Annotated in this window: 14 protein-coding genes; 10 read left to right on the forward strand and 4 right to left on the reverse strand. The window is 59.2% G+C overall.

The window, feature by feature from the left end; genetic code table 11:
• Positions 1 to 154 precede the first annotated feature (154 nt).
• Positions 155 to 1,141, forward strand: a complete 987-nt coding sequence (locus ACOYW0_RS04870) for a DUF2804 domain-containing protein (protein ID WP_482417430.1) — start codon at positions 155 to 157, stop codon at positions 1,139 to 1,141.
• 460 nt (positions 1,142 to 1,601) lie between these two features.
• Here the strand turns inward: ACOYW0_RS04870 and ACOYW0_RS04875 are convergent, their stop codons facing one another.
• Both ACOYW0_RS04875 and upp read right to left on the reverse strand, forming a co-directional pair.
• Positions 1,602 to 2,846 carry a uracil-xanthine permease family protein gene (locus ACOYW0_RS04875; RefSeq protein ID WP_482417431.1) on the reverse strand — a complete coding sequence of 415 codons (1,245 nt, stop codon included), beginning with the start codon at positions 2,844 to 2,846 and terminating at the stop codon, positions 1,602 to 1,604.
• A gap of 165 nt (positions 2,847 to 3,011) precedes the next feature.
• Entirely contained in the window at positions 3,012 to 3,638 is a 627-nt protein-coding gene (upp, locus tag ACOYW0_RS04880; protein WP_180140408.1) for a uracil phosphoribosyltransferase, read from the reverse strand.
• Between the two features lie 613 nt (positions 3,639 to 4,251).
• On the opposite strand from upp, the gene priA reads away from it, so the two are divergent.
• From priA to ACOYW0_RS04910, 6 genes are all read left to right on the forward strand, one after another.
• Entirely contained in the window at positions 4,252 to 6,675 is a 2,424-nt protein-coding gene (gene priA, locus ACOYW0_RS04885) for a replication restart helicase PriA (RefSeq protein ID WP_482417432.1), read from the forward strand.
• A gap of 264 nt (positions 6,676 to 6,939) precedes the next feature.
• Positions 6,940 to 7,512, forward strand: a complete 573-nt coding sequence (locus ACOYW0_RS04890; RefSeq protein WP_482417433.1) for a YfcE family phosphodiesterase — start codon at positions 6,940 to 6,942, stop codon at positions 7,510 to 7,512.
• 211 nt (positions 7,513 to 7,723) lie between these two features.
• On the forward strand, positions 7,724 to 8,425 hold the full coding sequence (locus ACOYW0_RS04895; protein WP_482417434.1) for an OS_HP2 family (seleno)protein: 702 nt from the start codon (positions 7,724 to 7,726) through the stop codon (positions 8,423 to 8,425).
• A 161-nt stretch (positions 8,426 to 8,586) separates the two neighbouring features.
• Positions 8,587 to 9,231 (forward strand): HAD family hydrolase, encoded by a 645-nt coding sequence (locus ACOYW0_RS04900; protein ID WP_482417435.1) that lies wholly within the window; start codon positions 8,587 to 8,589, stop codon positions 9,229 to 9,231.
• A gap of 137 nt (positions 9,232 to 9,368) precedes the next feature.
• Positions 9,369 to 10,076 carry a BamJ family beta-barrel-assembly machinery protein gene (gene bamJ, locus ACOYW0_RS04905; protein WP_482417436.1) on the forward strand — a complete coding sequence of 236 codons (708 nt, stop codon included), beginning with the start codon at positions 9,369 to 9,371 and terminating at the stop codon, positions 10,074 to 10,076.
• Positions 10,077 to 10,424: 348 nt separating this feature from the next.
• Complete coding sequence (locus tag ACOYW0_RS04910; RefSeq protein ID WP_482417437.1) at positions 10,425 to 11,717, forward strand: NCS2 family permease; 1,293 nt, start codon at positions 10,425 to 10,427, stop codon at positions 11,715 to 11,717.
• A 108-nt stretch (positions 11,718 to 11,825) separates the two neighbouring features.
• Here the strand turns inward: ACOYW0_RS04910 and ACOYW0_RS04915 are convergent, their stop codons facing one another.
• Together ACOYW0_RS04915 and ACOYW0_RS04920 are read right to left on the reverse strand one after the other, a co-directional pair.
• Entirely contained in the window at positions 11,826 to 12,056 is a 231-nt protein-coding gene (locus ACOYW0_RS04915) for a hypothetical protein (RefSeq protein ID WP_482417438.1), read from the reverse strand.
• Positions 12,022 to 12,465 (reverse strand): CoA-binding protein, encoded by a 444-nt coding sequence (locus tag ACOYW0_RS04920; RefSeq protein WP_482417439.1) that lies wholly within the window; start codon positions 12,463 to 12,465, stop codon positions 12,022 to 12,024. Before ACOYW0_RS04920 ends, ACOYW0_RS04915 begins: the two co-directional genes overlap by 35 nt.
• A 282-nt stretch (positions 12,466 to 12,747) precedes the next feature.
• Between ACOYW0_RS04920 and polA the strand changes: the two genes are divergently transcribed.
• The 3 genes from polA (at position 12,748) to ACOYW0_RS04935 (ending at position 18,333) form a co-directional block, all read left to right on the forward strand.
• Positions 12,748 to 15,426 (forward strand): DNA polymerase I, encoded by a 2,679-nt coding sequence (polA, locus tag ACOYW0_RS04925; RefSeq protein WP_482417440.1) that lies wholly within the window; start codon positions 12,748 to 12,750, stop codon positions 15,424 to 15,426.
• Between the two features lie 287 nt (positions 15,427 to 15,713).
• Positions 15,714 to 16,970, forward strand: coding sequence for a hypothetical protein (locus ACOYW0_RS04930; RefSeq protein ID WP_482417441.1), 1,257 nt, complete (start codon positions 15,714 to 15,716; stop codon positions 16,968 to 16,970).
• 142 nt (positions 16,971 to 17,112) lie between these two features.
• Positions 17,113 to 18,333 (forward strand): amidase family protein, encoded by a 1,221-nt coding sequence (locus tag ACOYW0_RS04935; protein WP_482417442.1) that lies wholly within the window; start codon positions 17,113 to 17,115, stop codon positions 18,331 to 18,333.
• Positions 18,334 to 18,491: the final 158 nt, after the last annotated feature.

Here is an 18,491-nt window from a genome sequence, read left to right on the forward strand (position 1 = left end):
AACCGGCCCAGGCATTGTAAAATTGAGGTATTTCATTACAGACCCCCTATGGAAATCCTACGCAGCCAGGGGTAAGACAGGACAAAAATAGAACGCACACAATATAAATAGCAGAGCCAAAAACAGCCTTAACCAGACAACTTAGGGAGGAGAGATGGACACGTTGATCAGGGAAGACGGAACACTGCCCTACGGTTACCACCACGGACCGGTGGGAAAACTCAACTTCCTGGACTTTGACCTCAGGTCGGCCTTCGGCAGGCGACGCAGCTTTCTATATAAACGCTTCAAGTTCAATCGCTTCAATTTTGTGGGGTTCATGTCCGACACCTTCATGGCCGGTGTGGCAGTGGTGGATTTGGGACTCATTAAAAACGGCTTCGCCTACCACCTTGACCGCGCCACGGGCGTACTCACGGAGACCTCGGTCCTCACCCCCTTCAAGGCCAGTATCCGCGCCACCCCCGACACCCCCTTGAGCCGCATCAAAACCTCGGACCTTGACCTCACCATCTCCAAAGACGGGGTGGCCTGCCACACCGACAGGCTTTCGATCAAAGCGGCCTTCACCGCCCCGCACCCGGCGCCCCTGCGGGTGGTCTCTCGCACCGGGTACAGGGGCTGGACCTACACCGACAAACGGTCCCCCGTCGAGGTGAGCGGCACCCTCACGGTGGACGGCACCCAGACGGAGATAGCCTCGCCGCAGGTGCTGGCCCTCACCGACTGGTCCGCAGGCTACATGCGGCGCAACACCTTCTGGAGCTGGGCTTCGTCGGCGGCCGTGCTGGCCGACGGCAGGAGCTTCGGCATGAACCTGGCGGCCGGGGTCAACGAGACCGGCTTTACCGAAAACATGGTCTGGATTGACGGAACCCCGACCCACATCGGCCCTGTTCACTTCGACTACAAACAAGACAACACCACCGCCCCCTGGCGCATTACCTCCATGGACGGCATCATCGACCTGGCCTTCACCCCGGAGGGCCACCGCGAGGAGAAGGTCAACGCCCTGGTCATGGGCAGCCTCTTCACCCAGCTCTGCGGCCGCTTCACCGGCACCGTCACACCACCCGGCGGCCCCCCCGTAACCGTCACCGATGCACCAGGATTCTGCGAGGACCACTTTGCAAGGTGGTGATTCGACGCGTAACGATTCAAGCCTTAAAAACTGCATTCCACGGTAAAAATCGGCTCAAAAAGCATGCCTCCGGCGGCGAGGTGAGCCACCTCGAAAGCATATTGCCCTTGCGATTTGTCCCTCGTTCCTCGGGTCAAATCACATCCGCCTTTCAAACAAACGTCGACCTTGATCATCGTTTGGGCCATGGGCCTGTCCCTCCGTCGAACACCCTTGTCCCCTGGAGCGCCGCACTCCGGTGCGGCTCGGGTGAAGACAGACTAAAATGCCGCACCGGAGTGCGGCACTCCGTTTCGGTCGATTTTTCACTGTTTTTCAAAGGTCATGGACAAGCGGCAACCAGGGCCCAAGCGCCATTCAAGAAGAGCGATGAATAGTTACGTCGACACAATAAAAAAAGCCCGCCGAACCGGCGGGCTTTTTTATTCATCTCACTCACAAGGCCCCTGTGGGCCGAACATTACTTTTCGTCTACCCTGCACCGGGGCAGCACGAGGTTCAGCACCACGCCGAGGATCCCGGCAAGGCCGATGCCCTGGAGGGTAAACTGACCGGCGGAGACGCTCATGCCGCCGATGCCGAACACAAGGATCAGGGCCACGATGGTCAGGTTGCGGGCCTCCATGAGGTCCTCGCCGGACTTGACCAGGGTGTTGAGACCCACCACCATGATGGCGCCAAAGAGAAGCAGCATGATGCCACCCATGACCGGGGTGGGGATACTGGAGAGCAGGGCCCCGAGTTTGCCCACAAAGGCAAGGAGGATGGAGGTGATGGCCGCCCAGGTCATGACCCCGGCATTCTGGGCACCGGTGAGGGCCACGGCCCCTGTCACCTCGGAGTAGGTGGTGTTGGGGGGACCGCCCAGAAGGGAGGCAAAGCTGGTGGCAAGGCCGTCACCGAGCATGGTGTTTTCGATGCCGGGATCCTTGAGATAATCCTTGCCCGTGATGCCGCCGATGGCAAGAATGTCCCCGAAGTGCTCAATGGCCGGGGCAATGGCCACGGGAACGATAAAGAACACGGCCGCGGAATTCCACTCCGGAAAGGTAAAGTCGGGCAGCGCCAGCCAGGCGGCATCCCTCACCGGGCTGAAATCCACAAGACCGTTAAACAGGGCAACAACATACCCCACCACAATCCCGCACAGGATGGGAATCAGCTTGATCATGCCACGCCCCAGAAGAGAAACCAGCACTGTGGTGGCAAGGGCCGCCATGGAGACGGTCAGGGCAACGTCCTTGGGAATAATGGCCGCAGGGTTGGCCACACCGGTGGCCATCTTCACGGCCACGGGGGAGAGAATCAGACCGATGACCATAATCACCGGGCCGGTGACCACAGGGGGAAGCACCTTCTCAATGATGGCCGATCCCTGCCAGCGGATGAGAAAGCTCAGGGCCACATAAAACAAACCGGCGGCGATGAGGCCGCTCATGGTGCCGGCGATGCCCCACTGCTGCACCCCGATGGAGATGGGGGCGATAAAGGCAAAAGAAGACGCCAGGAAAACCGGAACCTTTCCCCGGGTCACCACCTGGAAAATCAGGGTTCCCACCCCTGCGGTAAACAGGGCAACGTTGGCGTTGAGGCCCGTCAGAATCGGCACGAGCACCAGGGCACCGAAGGCCACGAAAAGCATCTGGGCCCCCAAAAACGAATCCTTCACGTTAAACCGGTAACTGCTATTGCTGCTGCTTGTCATTTCCCCTCCTGAATCAGCACACACATCATAAATAGAAAAAAGATCATAAAAAAGGCCCCCGAAAGGACCCAAAACAAACAAAATCTATGGTGCCCTCTGATGAAAGCGGCCCATGGCCGCCGAAAAAGGGCATAAAAAAAGAGGGGCCGAAGCCCCTCAATAGAACTATTTGGTACCGAATATCTTGTCCCCGGCATCACCGAGGCCCGGGAGGATGTACCCTTTGTCGTTGAGCCGTTCATCCACGGCCGCCACATAGATATCCACATCCGGATGGGCATCGGTCACCCGCTTGATGCCCTCGGGGGCCGCCACATGGAAGAGGCCACGGATGCTGGTGCAACCGGACTTTTTGAGCATGTCGATGGTGGCGATGAGGGTGCCGCCGGTGGCGAGCATGGGATCCAGGATCAGGGCAATACGCTTGTCCATCTCCCCTGCCATCTTTTCATAATAGACAACGGGCTCCAGGGTCTCTTCGTTGCGGTAGAGGCCCACAACGCTCACCTTGGCCGAGGGGATCAGGTCGATGACGCCGTTCATCATGCCGAGGCCGGCGCGAAGGATGGGGAGGATGGTGATCTTCTTGCCCTTCATTCGCTCCACGGTTACGGGACCTGCCCAGCCGTCGATCTCCACCTCTTCGGTCTCCAGATCCTTGGTGGCTTCGTAGGTAAGAAGACGGGCCACCTCAGAGGAGAGATCCCTGAAGTCTTTGGTGGAAATATTCTTTGCTCGCATCAAGCCCAGCTTGTGCTTGATAAGGGGGTGTTCTGCAATATGTACGGCCATGGATCCTCCTGAAGCCAAGTGCTTTCGTGCCACGCGATCTTTCGTGCCACGCTATTTTAGTGATCTTAATTCTTGATCTATGGACAACACCGACCCGCGGGTCGGCCATCCGGTCCCTCCATGTTTTGCCGTGGCGGCCGCAGGACGCATATCCCCCCGGGCCATGGCTACGCTTTACACGTTCGCAGCCGAAAACCACAACCCATCGGACTTTCAAGAAGATTCATCCGAACCCCGCCCTGACCTCACGGCAAAATCAACGAAGTATATAAAAAGCGGCCCGGGATTTCAACCTGTTTTTGTCCCCGGGGCACTGTCGGAGACAAGCCTTTGAAACCTTAAACAAACAGACCTTAAAGCCATTTTAGCCATGAAAAGCCCTTTGATACATAAAAATGTTTAAAGTCCTCACACCGCTGTCCACGGCGTAGCCCGTCAGCAGAGGTGACGCCCCAAGGAACAACGAGTAGAGTATCCGCGAATCCGTTTTGTTTCGCTTTGGGGGGTGACATTTTCTAAGGGCATCATTATAGTGGGGGCGACATCAACAACCCAAGGCCCGCCCCGTGAGCCAGAAACGCCGGGCCGCCTATTTACCCTTACCGAGAGTTCCATGCCCGACGCCACCTGTTACGCCCAGGTCACCGTAACCCTGCCCCTGTCCGGACCCTACACCTATATCGTGCCGGATCACCTGCGTGCCCACGCGGCCGTGGGCTCCCGGGTCCTCGTGCCCTTTGGCCGGCGCACGGTGACAGGTTACATCACGGCCTTTGCACCGCCTCAAAAAAAAATGCGGGTGAAGTCCATTCTGGACACCCTGGACCCCTGCCCTCTGTTTACCCCGGCCATGGTTCCCCTGTTCCGGTGGATTGCCGACTATTACATGGCCCCCATGGGGGATGTGATCAAAACAGCCCTGCCCGGCGGGCTCAATGTGGTGGACCGGCAGGTGGCCTCCCTCACGGACAGCGGAAAAACCGCTGCAGGCGACCCGGCCTGCCCGGAGGCGGACAAAGACCTCCTTGCCCTGCTGATAAACTCACCGGTCCCCTTGAAGCAGCTCATCGACGCAGACCCGCCCGTCCCCCGCGCCCAGATACAGGCCCTTGAGAAAAAGGGATGGATCACGGTGACCCGTGAGCTCAGCACAGCACGCACCCGGGCCAAGATGGAGACCCTGGCCGAGGCGGCCTTCGGCCCCCTCCCCCAAAAAGGGGTCACGGAAAAACGCCAGCTTCTCCTGGACTTCCTGCGCGTCCACGGCGCCACAGCCCGGGCCGACCTCAACCGAAAGCTCCCCTCGGCCAAGAGCACCCTGGGCCCCATGGTGGAGATGGGACTCGTCCACCTCTTCGAGGACCGGGTGGAGAGATCCCCCCTGGGAGAAGAGATCGTGCCCGACACCCCGCCGCCCCTCACCGACGAGCAGCAGGAGGTGGTTTCCACGGTGTCTGCCCAGCTCAAAGAGGGGTATGCCACCTTCCTTTTAAAAGGGGTGACGGGCAGCGGAAAGACCGAGGTCTACATGCGACTGGTGGAAGAGGCCTTGTCCGCCGGGAAGACGGCTGTGGTGCTGGTGCCCGAAATCGCCCTCATCGCCCAGACCGACCGCCGGTTCAAGTCCCGCTTTGGGGACCGCATCGCCGTCCTGCACAGCGGCCTCTCCGACGGGGAGCGCTACGACCAGTGGGTGAAAATCGCCGAGAAGCGGGTCAGCGTGGTCATCGGGGCCCGTTCGGCCATCTTTGCCCCCCTCACCGATATCGGCCTCATCGTGGTGGACGAGGAACACGACGGCTCCTACAAACAGGAGAGCGGCCTTCGGTACAACGCGCGGGACCTGGCCGCTGTGCGGGCCCGCATGGAAGGGGCCGTGGTGCTCCTGGGCTCGGCCACGCCCTCCATCCAATCGGCGTGGAACGCCACCACCGGCAAGTTCAAAGAGGTCCTGCTCACCAAGCGGGTGAACAAAAAGCCCATGCCCGAGATCGAGGTGGTGGACTTAAAGAAATACAAGGACCTGCCGGGCATCCACACCTTTCTCACCCCCCGCCTCGTGGAGGCCATGACCCAGACCCTGGACCGGGACGAGCAGGTGCTCCTCTTTTTAAACCGCCGTGGTTTTTCCGGCGCGCCCATCTGCGCCCACTGCGGCGAGCCCTTAAAATGCCGTCACTGCGACGTCTCCATGACCTTCCACAAAGGCGTAGGCGCCTTTCGCTGCCACATCTGCGGTTACTTTGAACCGGCCAAGACCCACTGCCGCATCTGCAACGGCAACAAGATCAAGCTCCTGGGCAGCGGCACGGAAAAGGTGGAAGAGGCCGTCAAGGACATCTTCCCCCACAAGACCGTGGCACGGATGGACCAGGACACCACGGCCCGGCGCGGCTCCCTCCTTAAGATCCTCAAAGGGGTCCGGGAAAAACAGGTGGACATCGTGGTGGGCACCCAGATGATCGCCAAGGGCCACGACTTCCCCGACATCACCCTGGTGGGCGTGATCTGCGCAGACACCGCCTTGAACCTGCCCGACTTCAGGGCCGGGGAACGCACCTTCCAGCTCCTGGCCCAGGTTGCCGGGCGCGCGGGCCGGGGCGACAAGCCCGGCCGGGTGATTCTCCAGACCTACGTGCCCGATCACTTTACCATCGGCTGCGCCGTGGACCACGACGCCGACGCCTTCTACACCCACGAAACCGGGTTTCGCCGCGCCCTGGCCTACCCGCCCTTTACCCGGATCATCCTGATTCGCATCGCCGACAAAAACAGCCAGCGCAGCCGCGCAGCCGCCCAGAAGCTCTCCGGGCTCCTCTGGGACCGGCGCCCGGACACCGGCGTTGCCATCATGGGCCCTGCCGAAGCGCCCCTGACCCGCGCCATGAACCGCTACCGCTGGCAGATCCTCCTCAAAGGAGAGTCCCCTTCCGTCATGAAAAAAATGGCCGCAGACGCCCTTGAAGCCTTTCGCAAGGAGGGGGGATTTTCCAATGTCTCCGTCACCATTGACGTGGACCCCTATGCACTGGGATAATCTTATTTTATCGGTAACTATTCAGCTCAATAAAAACAGCCTCCGGCGTCAAGGTGTGCCACCTTGAAAGCAGGTTTCGGATGTGTTTTGCCCCTCGTTCCTCGGGTCAAATCACATCCGCCTTTAAAGTAAAAATTCACTCGAAAATATTTTTTAAAACCTGTTTGTTAAACCTGCCTTTATAAAATCAGGTAAACGTTTAGCCCCCGGAAGGGCCGCCGGAGGCATAAGCTGAATAGTTACATTTTATCAAAGGAACACACCATGCGCATCGCCATCATGAGCGACAGCCACGACAATATCTGGCACCTGAAGACCGCCCTTGACCTCATCGCCGAAGCCGAAGCCGAGGCCATCATCCACTGCGGGGACTTTGTGGCCCCCTTCATGCTCCGGCGCCTGGACAAGGCGGGCATCCCGGTCCACGGGGTCCTCGGCAACAACGACGGCAGCGTCCTGACCCTGGCCCGGGCCGCCTATCGGGACCTTGACCACATCCAGCTCCACGAGACCGTGGGCAAGGTGACCCTGGGGGGCCTGCGCATTGCCTTTACCCACCAGCCCGATGTGGGGCGCGCCTTTGCCGCCACCGGGGACTTCGACCTCGTCTGTTGCGGCCACTCCCACACCTGGCACCGGGAAGAGCTTGGGCGATCCACCCTCCTGAACCCCGGGGAGATCATGGGTTCCAACGGCGATCCGAGTTTCGCCCTCCTCGACACAGCCGAAGGAACCATTCGCAAAATCACCTTTCCCCATGCCCTGGGCAACCACGCCAAGGCCGCCCTTCACCTTGACAACACCCGGCGAGAAACATACACTATGCGCCGATGCTGATACCTGATACGCAACGAGTCCGTGCTCTCGCAAAATATAACCGCACATCCTCCGCCCTTTTGGGGGATACGATACATACCAGCCGACACAACGTATCGACAAAACCCCGGCTTCCATGGACGAGCCGCAAGGTTATGTGCTGCCCGAGCCCTCACGCACATCCCCTTCGTCCCCGCGCGACGACAGCAACGTTCGACACTGAGGTGACATCATGTACAAAAAATTAGTGGCGCTGGTGCTTTTCATCCTCTGCATCGCCCTGCCCCTTTCGGCTGCCGAACAGGCCGAAGGGCCTGTTCTCCATATTCCCGAAGCCCAGTTCGACTTCGGCTCCGCACCGGAGGGCAAACGCATAAAGCACGAGTACACCGTAGAGAACCAAGGTACGGAAGAGCTCCGCATCACCCGGGTCCGGCCCGGCTGAGGCTGCACCGCCGCTTCGTTTACGAAGCGAATCGCGCCAGGCGGCAGCGGAATCATCACAATCATCGGCAATACCAGAGGCTACGGCGGACGGGACTTCAAGCGCAGCATCCAGGTGGAATCCAACGACCCCAAACGACAGACCACCTCCCTGATCTTCAGGGGCCATGTGGAAAAAGTCGTCACCATCACCCCGTCCCAGGTTCGGCTCATCGGCAAAGAGGGCCAGGAGCTCACGGCCAAGGTACGCATCGTGCCCAGCAAGGAGTATCCCTTCAAGCTCCTCTCTGCCAATCCCGTGAACCCGAAGCTCATCACCGTGGACGTTAAAGAGGTGGCGGGAAAGACCGGCCGTGAGTATGAGCTCACCGTGAAAAACGTCACAAGCAAAAGCGGGCGCTATTCCAGCACCATCGACATCGATACGGACAGCGAAATTCGTCCCCAGATGAGGATCCAGGTGACCCTGTACATCCGGAAAAAAGCCTGACAAAAAAGCCATGAGCGCCGTCGGGCACCGCGGTAATTCCCGCAATGCCCGGCCGGTACCACCACGACTCGCCTCTCCACGGGCATCCCCCGATGCCACGGATAACCAAAGGCCCCGACACTTAATTTATGGAAGGCCCGCTACGCCCGGGCTGTTAAGGCATGAAATCAAACATCACCCCCGAAGCCATCCGAGTGGTTGCCTTTGACTGTGACGGCGTTATGTTCGACACCGAAGAGACCAACCGCATCTACTACAACACCATCCTCGACCGGTTCGGGATGCCCCCCTTAAGCGACGAGCAGTTCCGGTACGTCCATATGGCCACCGTCAGTCAGGCCCTGGCCTACCTGTTTGAGGGACGCGTGGACTTAAGCGAGGTGCGCGCCGCCACCGCCGCCTTTGATTACGCTTCCCTGATTCCCCACATGAAGATAGAGCCCGACCTGATCCGCGTTCTCACGGCCCTTTCGCCCCGATGCAAGCGGGCCGTGGCCACGAACCGATCCAACACCATGGACGCGGTGTTGACGTTTTACGGCCTTTCGGATCTCTTTGAGCTGGTGGTCACCTCCCAGACCGTGGCCCACCCCAAGCCCGCCCCGGACCAGCTCCACAGCATCATGGAGCACTTCAAGGTGTCGGCCCACGAGATCCTCTACATCGGAGATTCCAGCACGGACCAGCTGGCAGCCCAGGCCGCCGGGGTCCCCTTTGTGGCCTTCGGCAACCCGGACCTTCCGGCCGACGCCCACATGGAACGCCTTGGGGAGATTCCTTTGATGCTGGGGTTGCCCATGGCTTGAATCAAAGCTCCCCGGCACCACCCTGCTAACGTGAAAGATGAACAGTTCAATAACCGTTTTTTTTGACACCAACGTCACCCGGATCCCTTTTGCGACGGGAATCCCAACCAACGACTTGTAAACCAAAGGACACCTTCATGAAAAAAAACCTGATCTCTGCATCATTTGCTCTCATCATAACCCTGGCTTTCGTGGCCGCCGCTCCGGCCGAAGAAGCCAAGAAAAAGGCCCTCGAATCCTTTGATGAGCAGATCGGTTACACCATCGGTATGGAAATCGGCACCAACCTCAAGGCCAATGCCCTTGAGCTCGACATTGATGCCCTCATCAAAGGGATCCAGGACGGCTTCCACGGTACCGAGCCCCTCATGACCCCTGAAGAGATGACCCAGACCAAAACCACGGCCATTGAAAAGATGCAGGCCAAACGCATCAAGCAGACCGTGGACAACCTTGAAAAAGCCAACGCCTTCCTGGCCGAAAACAAAACCAAGAAAGGCATCACCACCACCGAGTCCGGCCTCCAGTACGAGGTCATCGCAAAGGGCACGGGCGACACCCCCAAGGCCTCTGACAAGGTGAAGGTCCACTACAAAGGCATGCTTCTGGACGGCACCGTCTTTGACAGCTCCTACAAGCGTAACGAGCCCGCCGTTTTCCAGGTGGACCGCCTCATCGCCGGATGGACCGAAGCCCTTCAGCTCATGAAGGCCGGTGCCAAGTGGAAGCTCTACCTTCCCCCGACCCTGGCTTACGGCCCCAACGGCAACGGACCCAAGATCGGTCCCAACGAAGCCCTCATCTTCGAGATGGAGCTTCTGGAGATCGTTCCCGCTGCCGAATAACGGGAGCACCTCCCCCCCTGCCCCGTGCCCTCCGATGCCACCACCTGAGAGAGGCACGGCTGGGGGACCGTCTTGCTTGACGGGATAACACATTCAAAAAATGCCTTTTCCCTGCCGCTCACATAGTGGTATAGAAAGCTCGTGCCGGTATCATGCAAATCCAAGGGTTTCATAATACCGGCACTCTTTTTTTTAAAGGAAGGCCCCGGCTGACCACGCACTCACCGGGGACGTGCCATGTTGGATTCAAGGAGTGATGCCACGGCCCAGCACAAGGCCCTGGCAAATGTTGAGCCCTGTCCGCCGCGTCAGGGATATGTGTGAACCACCAGGAAGGTTACTAAGAAGATGCTGGAAAACTTTTTCAAGCTCAAAGAGAACGGAACCGATGTCAGGACGGAAGTGATCGCAGGCCTGACCACCTTTATGACCATGGCCTACATCCTGGCCGTCAACCCGGACATCATGAGTGCCACCGGCATGGACAAAGGGGCCCTCTTCACCGCCACCACCCTGTCCGCCCTGGTGGCCACCCTTGTCATGGCCCTGGTGGCCAAGCTCCCCTTTGCCCTGGCCCCGGGCATGGGCTTGAACGCCTTTTTTGCCTTCACCGTGGTCCTCAACATGGGCTACTCATGGGAGATGGCCCTCACCGCGGTCTTCATCGAAGGCCTTATTTTCATTGTCCTCACCTTTTTCAACGTGCGTGAGGCCATCATCAACGCCATCCCCCTCTCCATCAAAAACGCCGTCTCCGTGGGCATCGGCCTTTTCATCGCCCTCATCGGCCTTAAAGGGGCAAACGTCATCGTCAAAAGCGATGCCACCCTCGTCACCCTGGGCAACATGGGCGATCATGCCGTCTGGGTGGCCTTCATCGGTATCGTTGTCTCCGGGACCCTCCTGGCCATGAACAAAAAAGGGGCCCTGCTGGCAGGCATCCTTGTCTCCACCCTGGTGGGCATCCCCCTGGGCGTCACCCACATGGAAGGGCTGAAGCTCTTCTCCGCCCCCCCCTCCCTTGAGCCCATCATGTTCAAGTTCGATTTCTCCAAGCTCTTTACAACGGACATGGCCGTGGTCCTCTTCACCTTCCTCTTCATCGACATGTTCGACACCGTGGGCACCCTGGTAGGCGTGGGCGCCAAGGCAGGACTCCTGGATGAAAAGGGCCGCCTGCCCCGGGCCAAGCAGGCCCTCTTTGCAGATGCCATCGGCACCACCTTCGGCGCCTGCATGGGCACCAGCACCGTCACCACCTACGTGGAGAGCGCCTCTGGCGTGGCAGAAGGCGGCCGCACCGGCCTCACCTCGCTGACCACCGCCGGCCTCTTCTTCGTGGCCCTGTTCATGTCGCCCCTGTTTCTCATGATCCCGGGCGCAGCCACGGCTCCGGCCCTGGTCATGGTGGGCTTCTTCATGCTCTCCCCCATCAAGAACATCAACTTAGACGATGCCACCGAGGCCCTCCCGGCCTTCATCACCTTCCTCATGATGCCCCTTACCTACAGCATCTCCGAGGGCATCGTCTTCGGCATGCTCAGCTACGTGATCTTAAAGGTCCTCTCCGGACGGGCCAAAGAGGTCTCGCCGGTGATGTACATCATCGCCGCCATCTTTGTTCTCAAGTTCTTCATGTAGAGCAGGCCGCATAAAAACGAAAAAAGGGAGCGCCCGCCTTGCGGGTCGCTCCCTTTTTTCTTTTCCTTATAAGCTTATGATCTATGACCTGTAAGCCTATCGCCTGTCTCACTGATTCCCAAACCCGTTCTGGGCGCTGCAGTCCGGGCACTCCCAGGTGATGCCGTTGCAGGTCATGCCCCAGAAGTTCTCTTCCATGCAGTCCTGACAGATGGTAAAGCCGCAGCGGCAGCGCCAGGCAAAGGGGAGCTCGCCTTTGCCGCAGCAGTGGCAGGGCGATTCCTGGGCTTTGAGTTTCTTTCGCTTATATGAGGATATTCTTTTTGAAGTACGAGGCATGGTCCACCTTGATACACCGGTTCATGATCACGTCGATGCCGTGATCTGTCAAACGTTCAGCCGCTTCCCTGTTTTCAATGCCGAGCTGCATCCAGAACACCTTGCACCCGACGGCGATGGCTTCGTCCACATGCTGGATGACGTCTTCGCTTCTTCTAAACACATTCACAATGTCCACGGGGCCCGGCACCAGATCAAGGGTTTTATACGCCTTTTCCCCCAGGATCTCTTTCTGGGCCGGGCGTACGGGAATGATGACGTAGCCGTTTTCCTGCATGTATCTGGCCACATCGTGGGAGTCCCGCTCAGGCTTGGGTGAAAGCCCCACCACCGCGATGGTTTTTGCACGCTCCAGCACGTCCTTGATCTGCCGGTCCGAGATGAGGATCTCGCCTTTTTTCTCTGCCATGGTTCACCTCCGGGTGTTTGCCGTTTGGCCCTTTTCATGGTAGGTATACGCCATTGCAGCGGGTTTTTCCGCGCAATGACCTCATCGACACGTAACCCCACACAATCCGACACGTCATCTGCGCCGTGCAAGGGTTGTCCCGATAATAAAGACCCCGCAGGGGCATCGCCATACCGACGCATCGGCCCGCATGATCACATCGCGATATCAGATGCTGAACGTAATGCAACCCAAGGCCCCTGTCAACAGGCCTCGCCCCATGAACCCGGAGCCATCCAGACCATGACCGACAAGAAAAAAATCTACCTCATCGACGGCAGTGCATACATATACCGAAGCTTCCACGCCCTTCCCCCTTTGACCAACGCCGAAGGGCTCCCCACCAACGCGGTGCTGGGCTTTACCAACATCATCGTCAAGATGATGAACGACTTTGCTCCCACCCACGCCGTCATCTGCTTTGACGCCAAGGGCCCCACCTTCCGCCACGAGATGTACGAAGAATACAAGGCCAACCGGCCGCCCATGCCCGACGACTTGAGGGCCCAGATCCCCTTTGTCCACAAGGTGGCCGAGGCCTACCGCATCCCCACCATGGAGCAGCAGGGCCTGGAAGCCGACGACGTCATCGGCACCCTGGCCAAAAAAGCCGAGGCCGCCGGTTTTGAGGTGGTCATCGTCACCGGGGACAAGGACTTCATGCAGCTCGTCACCGACACCTGTGTTATCTCGGACCCGGCCCGCGACGTCTACCTGGACCGGGACGCGGTGAAGGAAAAACTCGGGGTGTGGCCCGAGCAGGTCACCGACATCATGGCCCTCACCGGAGACACCTCGGACAACGTTCCCGGCGTACCGGGCATCGGCAAAAAGACCGCCCCGGCCCTCATCAATGAGTTCGGCTCCCTGGACGGCCTCTACGAGCAGGTGGAGACCATCACCAAGAAGAAGCAGAAAGAGAACCTCATCACCAACAAGGACCTGGCCTTCATCAGCCGGGACCTGGTCACCATCAAGACCGACGCCGACCTCCCCTTTGACGAAGAGGCCCTTGTGGTTCCCGAGCCCGACGGCGAGACCCTTTTAGAACTCTTCAAGGAGCTGGGCTTTAAAAAATACATCAAGATGTTCAGCGCCCCGCAGAAAAAGGTGACCAAAGCCTACCACGCCGTGCTCACCGAAGAGGCCCTGGCAGAGCTGGCGGAAAAGATAAAGGATGCCCCCCTGGTGGCCGTGGACACCGAGACCACGAATCTTTCCCCCATGCTGGCCGAGGTGGTGGGCATCTCCGTTGCCGTGACGCCCCACGAGGCGTACTACATCCCCTTCGGCCACACCGGCCTGGAGTCCGACAAGCAGCTCTCCAAAGAGGCGGTCTTTGCCGTCATGAAGCCCATTCTGGAAGACCCGGCCATCCGCAAGTGCGGCCAGAACATCAAATACGACCTGCTGGTCTTAAAAGGCGCGGGCATCGAGCTTGACGGCATCGCCTTCGATACCATGGTGGCCTCCTATCTCCTCAACCCCACCCGGCGCTCCCACGGCCTCGACGACCTGGCCCTGGAGCTCTTCGACCACCAGACCATCAAGTTCGAAGAGGTGGCGGGCAAGGGCAAGAACCAGCTCCTCTTCTCCGAGGTCCCCCTCTCCCAGGCCGTGCCCTACGCCGCCGAAGACGCCGACATCACCCTGATGCTCGCCCAGGAGTTTGAAAAAGAACTTGAGGCCAAAAACCTCACCGGGCTTTTCGACACCATGGAGATGCCCCTGATGCATGTCCTGGCCGAGATGGAGCACACGGGTGTGGCGGTCAACGAAGAGGCCCTGGTCACCATCTCCAAGACCTTTGAAACCGAGATGGAGACCATCGAAGCGTCCATCTACAGCCTTGCAGGGGAAGAGTTCAACATCAACTCCTCCCAGCAGCTTGGGGCCATCCTCTTTGAAAAGCTTGAGCTGCCCGTCCAGAAAAAGACCAAGAAGAAGACCGGCTACTCCACCGACGTAGAGGTCTTGACCGCCCTGGCCGCCATGCACGACCTCCCGGCCCAGGTGATCCGGTACCGGACCCTGGCAAAGCTCAAGAGCACCTACGCCGACGCCCTGGTGGGCCTGATCCACCCGACCACCCACCGGATCCACACCTCCTACAACCAGACCGTGGCCGTCACCGGACGCCTGAGCAGCTCCAACCCCAACCTCCAGAACATCCCGGTGCGAAGCGACGAGGGCCGCATGATCCGCGGGGCCTTTGTTCCGGCAGAGGGGAATAAACTCATCGCCGCCGACTACTCCCAGATCGAACTGCGCCTCCTGGCCCACTGCTCCGGGGACCCCATCCTCATTGAGTCCTTCAACTCCGGCGAGGACATCCACAAGCGCACCGCCGCCGAAATGTTCGACTGCGACCTCCTCTTTGTCACCGGGGAGATGCGCCGCCAGGCCAAGGCCGTGAACTTCGGCATCATGTACGGCATGAGCCCCTACGGCCTCTCCAAGGAGCTCGCCATCACCCAGAAGATGGCCAAGAGCTTCATCGAAAACTACTTTGCCCGCTACAGCGGCGTAAAAACGTTCATCGACACCTGCATCGAAGAGGCCCGGGAGACGAAAACCACCAGCACCCTCCTGGGGCGTATCCGGCCCCTGCCCGAGATCGCCAGCGCCAACCGCAACGTCAAACAGTTTGCCGAGCGATCCGCCGTCAACACCCCCATCCAAGGCACCGCCGCCGACCTCATCAAGCTGGCCATGCTCCGCTGCAGCGAGATCATCAAAGAGAAGAAGCTGAAAACCCGTATGATCATGAGCGTCCACGACGAAATCGTCTTCGAAGCCCCGGAAGCGGAAGTAAACGAGGTGAAAGGCCTCATGCAGCAGGCCATGGAGAACGTCTGGGAGCTTGCCGTGCCCCTGTCCGTCAACATCGAGGTGGGGGACAACTGGAACGAGGCGCACTAAAAGGGCAGGTTAGAGGCACACCAGGTCATAGGTTATAGGTTATAGGTTATAAAAAAAATGCCTCCGGCGGCCCTGCCGGGGGCCAAACTTTTAAAAAGTTTGATAAACAGGTTTTGTTTTTTGAAGAGACGTCCCTACAGGGCATAGCCCCTCTTATTTTTTGATTACCGGAACGTTTTTGCGGAGCTTTTTTCAAAAAGCGACCCGCCGGAGGCTTTTTTGAGCTGGATAGTTACCGGCGGCCTCTCCTTTCAGACTTCTAAAACCACGATAAAAGGCCGCACCCCATGATGCGTCGTTTTGCCAATCTTTTTCTGATTCTTTTCCTGGCCGACGGGGCCATCTCCGTCCTGGACGAACTCCTTTTGGCGGTAAGCGGGATGCACCTGCTCGTCCAGCCCAGGAATGTCCTCGCATATCTGGTCCTTTTTCTCTCCGTACTTGTTTTCATGGCCATGGGCCTGGACCGACGACTTCCCAAGCGCGTCTTCTTGCCCATGGCGGCCTATGCCCTGTGGGGAGGCCTCCTCTTCTGGCCCGCGCCCCGGTACATCCCGGAAGGGGTGTTCGGCATCCTCATGGCCCTGGGGCAGCTGGGCATCGGCCTTGCAGGGCTCCGGGCCATTGGGCATCAATCGGACCACCCCTTTCTCATGAGCCCCTCCATGTTTCAGGGCCCCTGGTTCAGCGCAAAAAACACCATAGTGTATGTATCCGTAACCACCCTGGCTGTTCCCGTGCTTCTTTTTTTCATGGGGCTTTCGGCATTTTCTGCCTTTGTGGAGGCCCGCACCAACGGGTTCATGCGCATCAGCTTCACCGGCCTTTACATGAACGAAAAAACCTACGGGAAAAACGGAAAGACCCTGCGCCTGATTCCCATGATCCACATCGGCCGCACAGCCTATTATCATGATATTGGAAACTCCATGACCAACGGCAGGACCCTGATCCTTGCCGAAGGGGTCTCGGACAGACAGGGGCTCCTCAGAACCCACTTTTCCTACGACAGCCTGGGAACCCTTTTGGGCCTCGACACCCAGGAACGCATGACCCTGGACGCCACCAGCGTCTCTGACGAGTTCAAGCCCCTTGCGCCACCGGATGAGGCGGCCCACAAGCCCCATATTGTCTCCGCAGACATCGACCTCTCCGAGGCTTCCCCGGCCACCGTGGCCTTCATCAACACCCTGGCCCAGGTCCTCTCCGAGGCCGATTCACCCGCAGGTGCATGGCGGGGGTACACCGCCTGGCTCGAAGCCCAGACAGATGACGAATCGATCCTGGCCGACATCACCTACGACATCTTCACCCGAAGAAACCAGGCCGTGATCTCCATGATGGCCAAGGCCCTGCCCCGTTACGACACCCTCATCGTGCCCTGGGGCGCCCTCCACATGGCCGATATTGAAAAAGAAGCCCAAAACATGGGGTTTGTCTTGCTCACGGAAAAGGAGCGGCTGAGCGTCAGCTTCCGGGAAGCCCTCGCCCACCTGAAACGAATCCAGGCCAGTGAACCTGCCAGCCCCGCCGATTCTCTGTAAGGGAATCATGCCTCATTTTCCGTTGACCGGTTCAGGGCATTGGCATATGCCTAATTCTCAGCATAACAAGTCATAGAATACCCCTTTCACCAAACCGGGAAAGGGGCTGCAACAACCCGCCCAGAACCAAAGAAGAGATCCCATGAATCCTTGTGACACCCAAAGCGTATCTGATCCATTTGTCAACAACTCCACCCACGCACCCTACGCCCCCGGGGCTTTGGACGGCCTGACCTTTGCCCTGAAAGACAACATGGACGTGACCGGCGAGATCACGGGCTACGGAAGCCCGGGATGGAAAGAGACCCGTGCAACCGAGGCGGCGGCCCATGCCATCTGCATGGAACAGCTCCTGGGGGCCGGAGCCATCTATAAGGGAAAAACCATCTCCGACGAGCTGGCCTACAGCCTTTTGGGGGTCAACGCCTTTTACGGCACCCCGGTAAACCCCAAGGCCCCGAACAGAATTCCCGGAGGATCCTCCAGCGGCTCCGCATCGGCGGTGGCAGGGGGACAGGTAGACTTTGCCCTTGGCACGGACACGGGCGGTTCGGTAAGGGTTCCGGCGTCCAATTGCGGCCTCTGGGGATACAGGCCGTCCCACGGGCTCATCTCCCTGTCCGGGGTACTCCCCCTGGCGCCGTCCTACGACACCGTGGGTGCTATGGCCCGCACCGGAGAGGTGCTGGAAAAGGTGATAAGGGTTCTCCTGGCCGACGACGGCCACACTGCCACACCCCACCCGACCATCTGCTTTGTGGAGGATCTGTTTCAACTGGCCGACGGGGAGATCTGCAGCGCCCTTACGCCCATCCGCAAAAAACTGGCTGAAACCTGCCCCACCCGGACCGCCACCATGGCAGACATCACAGCTCCCCATGTCAACTGGCGCTGGCTCTTCGAAAACCTGGGGTACCTGCTCTCCATTGAGATCTGGAACTCCTTCGGTGCCTGGGTCACCCATGAAAAGCCAACCCTGAGCCCCGGGGTGGAGTCCGCCCTTCACGCGTATGCCAAAGGCTCGGACCGCAAGGATATCCAGCGCCGCCTCACGCTTCGGCAAACCTTCCAGCGACAGCTCAACAATTTTCTGAACGACGGAAACATCCTCTGTTTCCCCACCACCGTGGACCCCGCCCCCAGGATTTCTGAGATCACCCCGGCGTTCTACGAAGGGGAGTACATCCCGCGAGCCATGGGCGTCAACGCCATCTCAGGCATGTCATCCACGCCCCAGATCACCATGCCCGTGGCAGAGGCAGACGGAATCCCTGTGGGCCTCTCGTTTGTCGCCGGGTACGGTCAGGACACAGCCCTCATGGCCCTTTGCAACGACCTGTACTCCCGGTGCGCCGGTCACTGACATCTCGGATGCCCCCTTCTGCCGTCCATAGGCTGCATCAAACGTACCCATTGGACTTGCCTCCGAAAGGCCTCCTTTTCAAAAAAACGCCCCAAAAATTCCGGTTACGACAGCTCTTCCCTCAGCCCCTGAGGGAAGGGCCACCGGAGGTCAATTTA

The sequence above is a fragment of the Desulfoluna sp. HI9BLuna genome (assembly GCF_056829775.1).

What these genes read in the sequence shown, in the direction of transcription:
- polA (WP_482417440.1), top strand. Translation starts at nt 12,748, where the DNA reads ATGACCGACAAGAAAAAAATCTACCTCATCGACGGCAGTGCATACATA.
- ACOYW0_RS04910 (WP_482417437.1), top strand. Translation starts at nt 10,425, where the DNA reads ATGCTGGAAAACTTTTTCAAGCTCAAAGAGAACGGAACCGATGTCAGG.
- ACOYW0_RS04890 (WP_482417433.1), top strand. Translation starts at nt 6,940, where the DNA reads ATGCGCATCGCCATCATGAGCGACAGCCACGACAATATCTGGCACCTG.
- ACOYW0_RS04900 (WP_482417435.1), top strand. Translation starts at nt 8,587, where the DNA reads ATGAAATCAAACATCACCCCCGAAGCCATCCGAGTGGTTGCCTTTGAC.
- priA (WP_482417432.1), top strand. Translation starts at nt 4,252, where the DNA reads ATGCCCGACGCCACCTGTTACGCCCAGGTCACCGTAACCCTGCCCCTG.
- ACOYW0_RS04875 (WP_482417431.1), bottom strand. Translation starts at nt 2,846, where the DNA reads ATGACAAGCAGCAGCAATAGCAGTTACCGGTTTAACGTGAAGGATTCG.
- ACOYW0_RS04930 (WP_482417441.1), top strand. Translation starts at nt 15,714, where the DNA reads ATGATGCGTCGTTTTGCCAATCTTTTTCTGATTCTTTTCCTGGCCGAC.
- ACOYW0_RS04920 (WP_482417439.1), bottom strand. Translation starts at nt 12,465, where the DNA reads ATGGCAGAGAAAAAAGGCGAGATCCTCATCTCGGACCGGCAGATCAAG.
- bamJ (WP_482417436.1), top strand. Translation starts at nt 9,369, where the DNA reads ATGAAAAAAAACCTGATCTCTGCATCATTTGCTCTCATCATAACCCTG.
- upp (WP_180140408.1), bottom strand. Translation starts at nt 3,638, where the DNA reads ATGGCCGTACATATTGCAGAACACCCCCTTATCAAGCACAAGCTGGGC.
- ACOYW0_RS04935 (WP_482417442.1), top strand. Translation starts at nt 17,113, where the DNA reads ATGAATCCTTGTGACACCCAAAGCGTATCTGATCCATTTGTCAACAAC.
- ACOYW0_RS04870 (WP_482417430.1), top strand. Translation starts at nt 155, where the DNA reads ATGGACACGTTGATCAGGGAAGACGGAACACTGCCCTACGGTTACCAC.
- ACOYW0_RS04915 (WP_482417438.1), bottom strand. Translation starts at nt 12,056, where the DNA reads ATGCCTCGTACTTCAAAAAGAATATCCTCATATAAGCGAAAGAAACTC.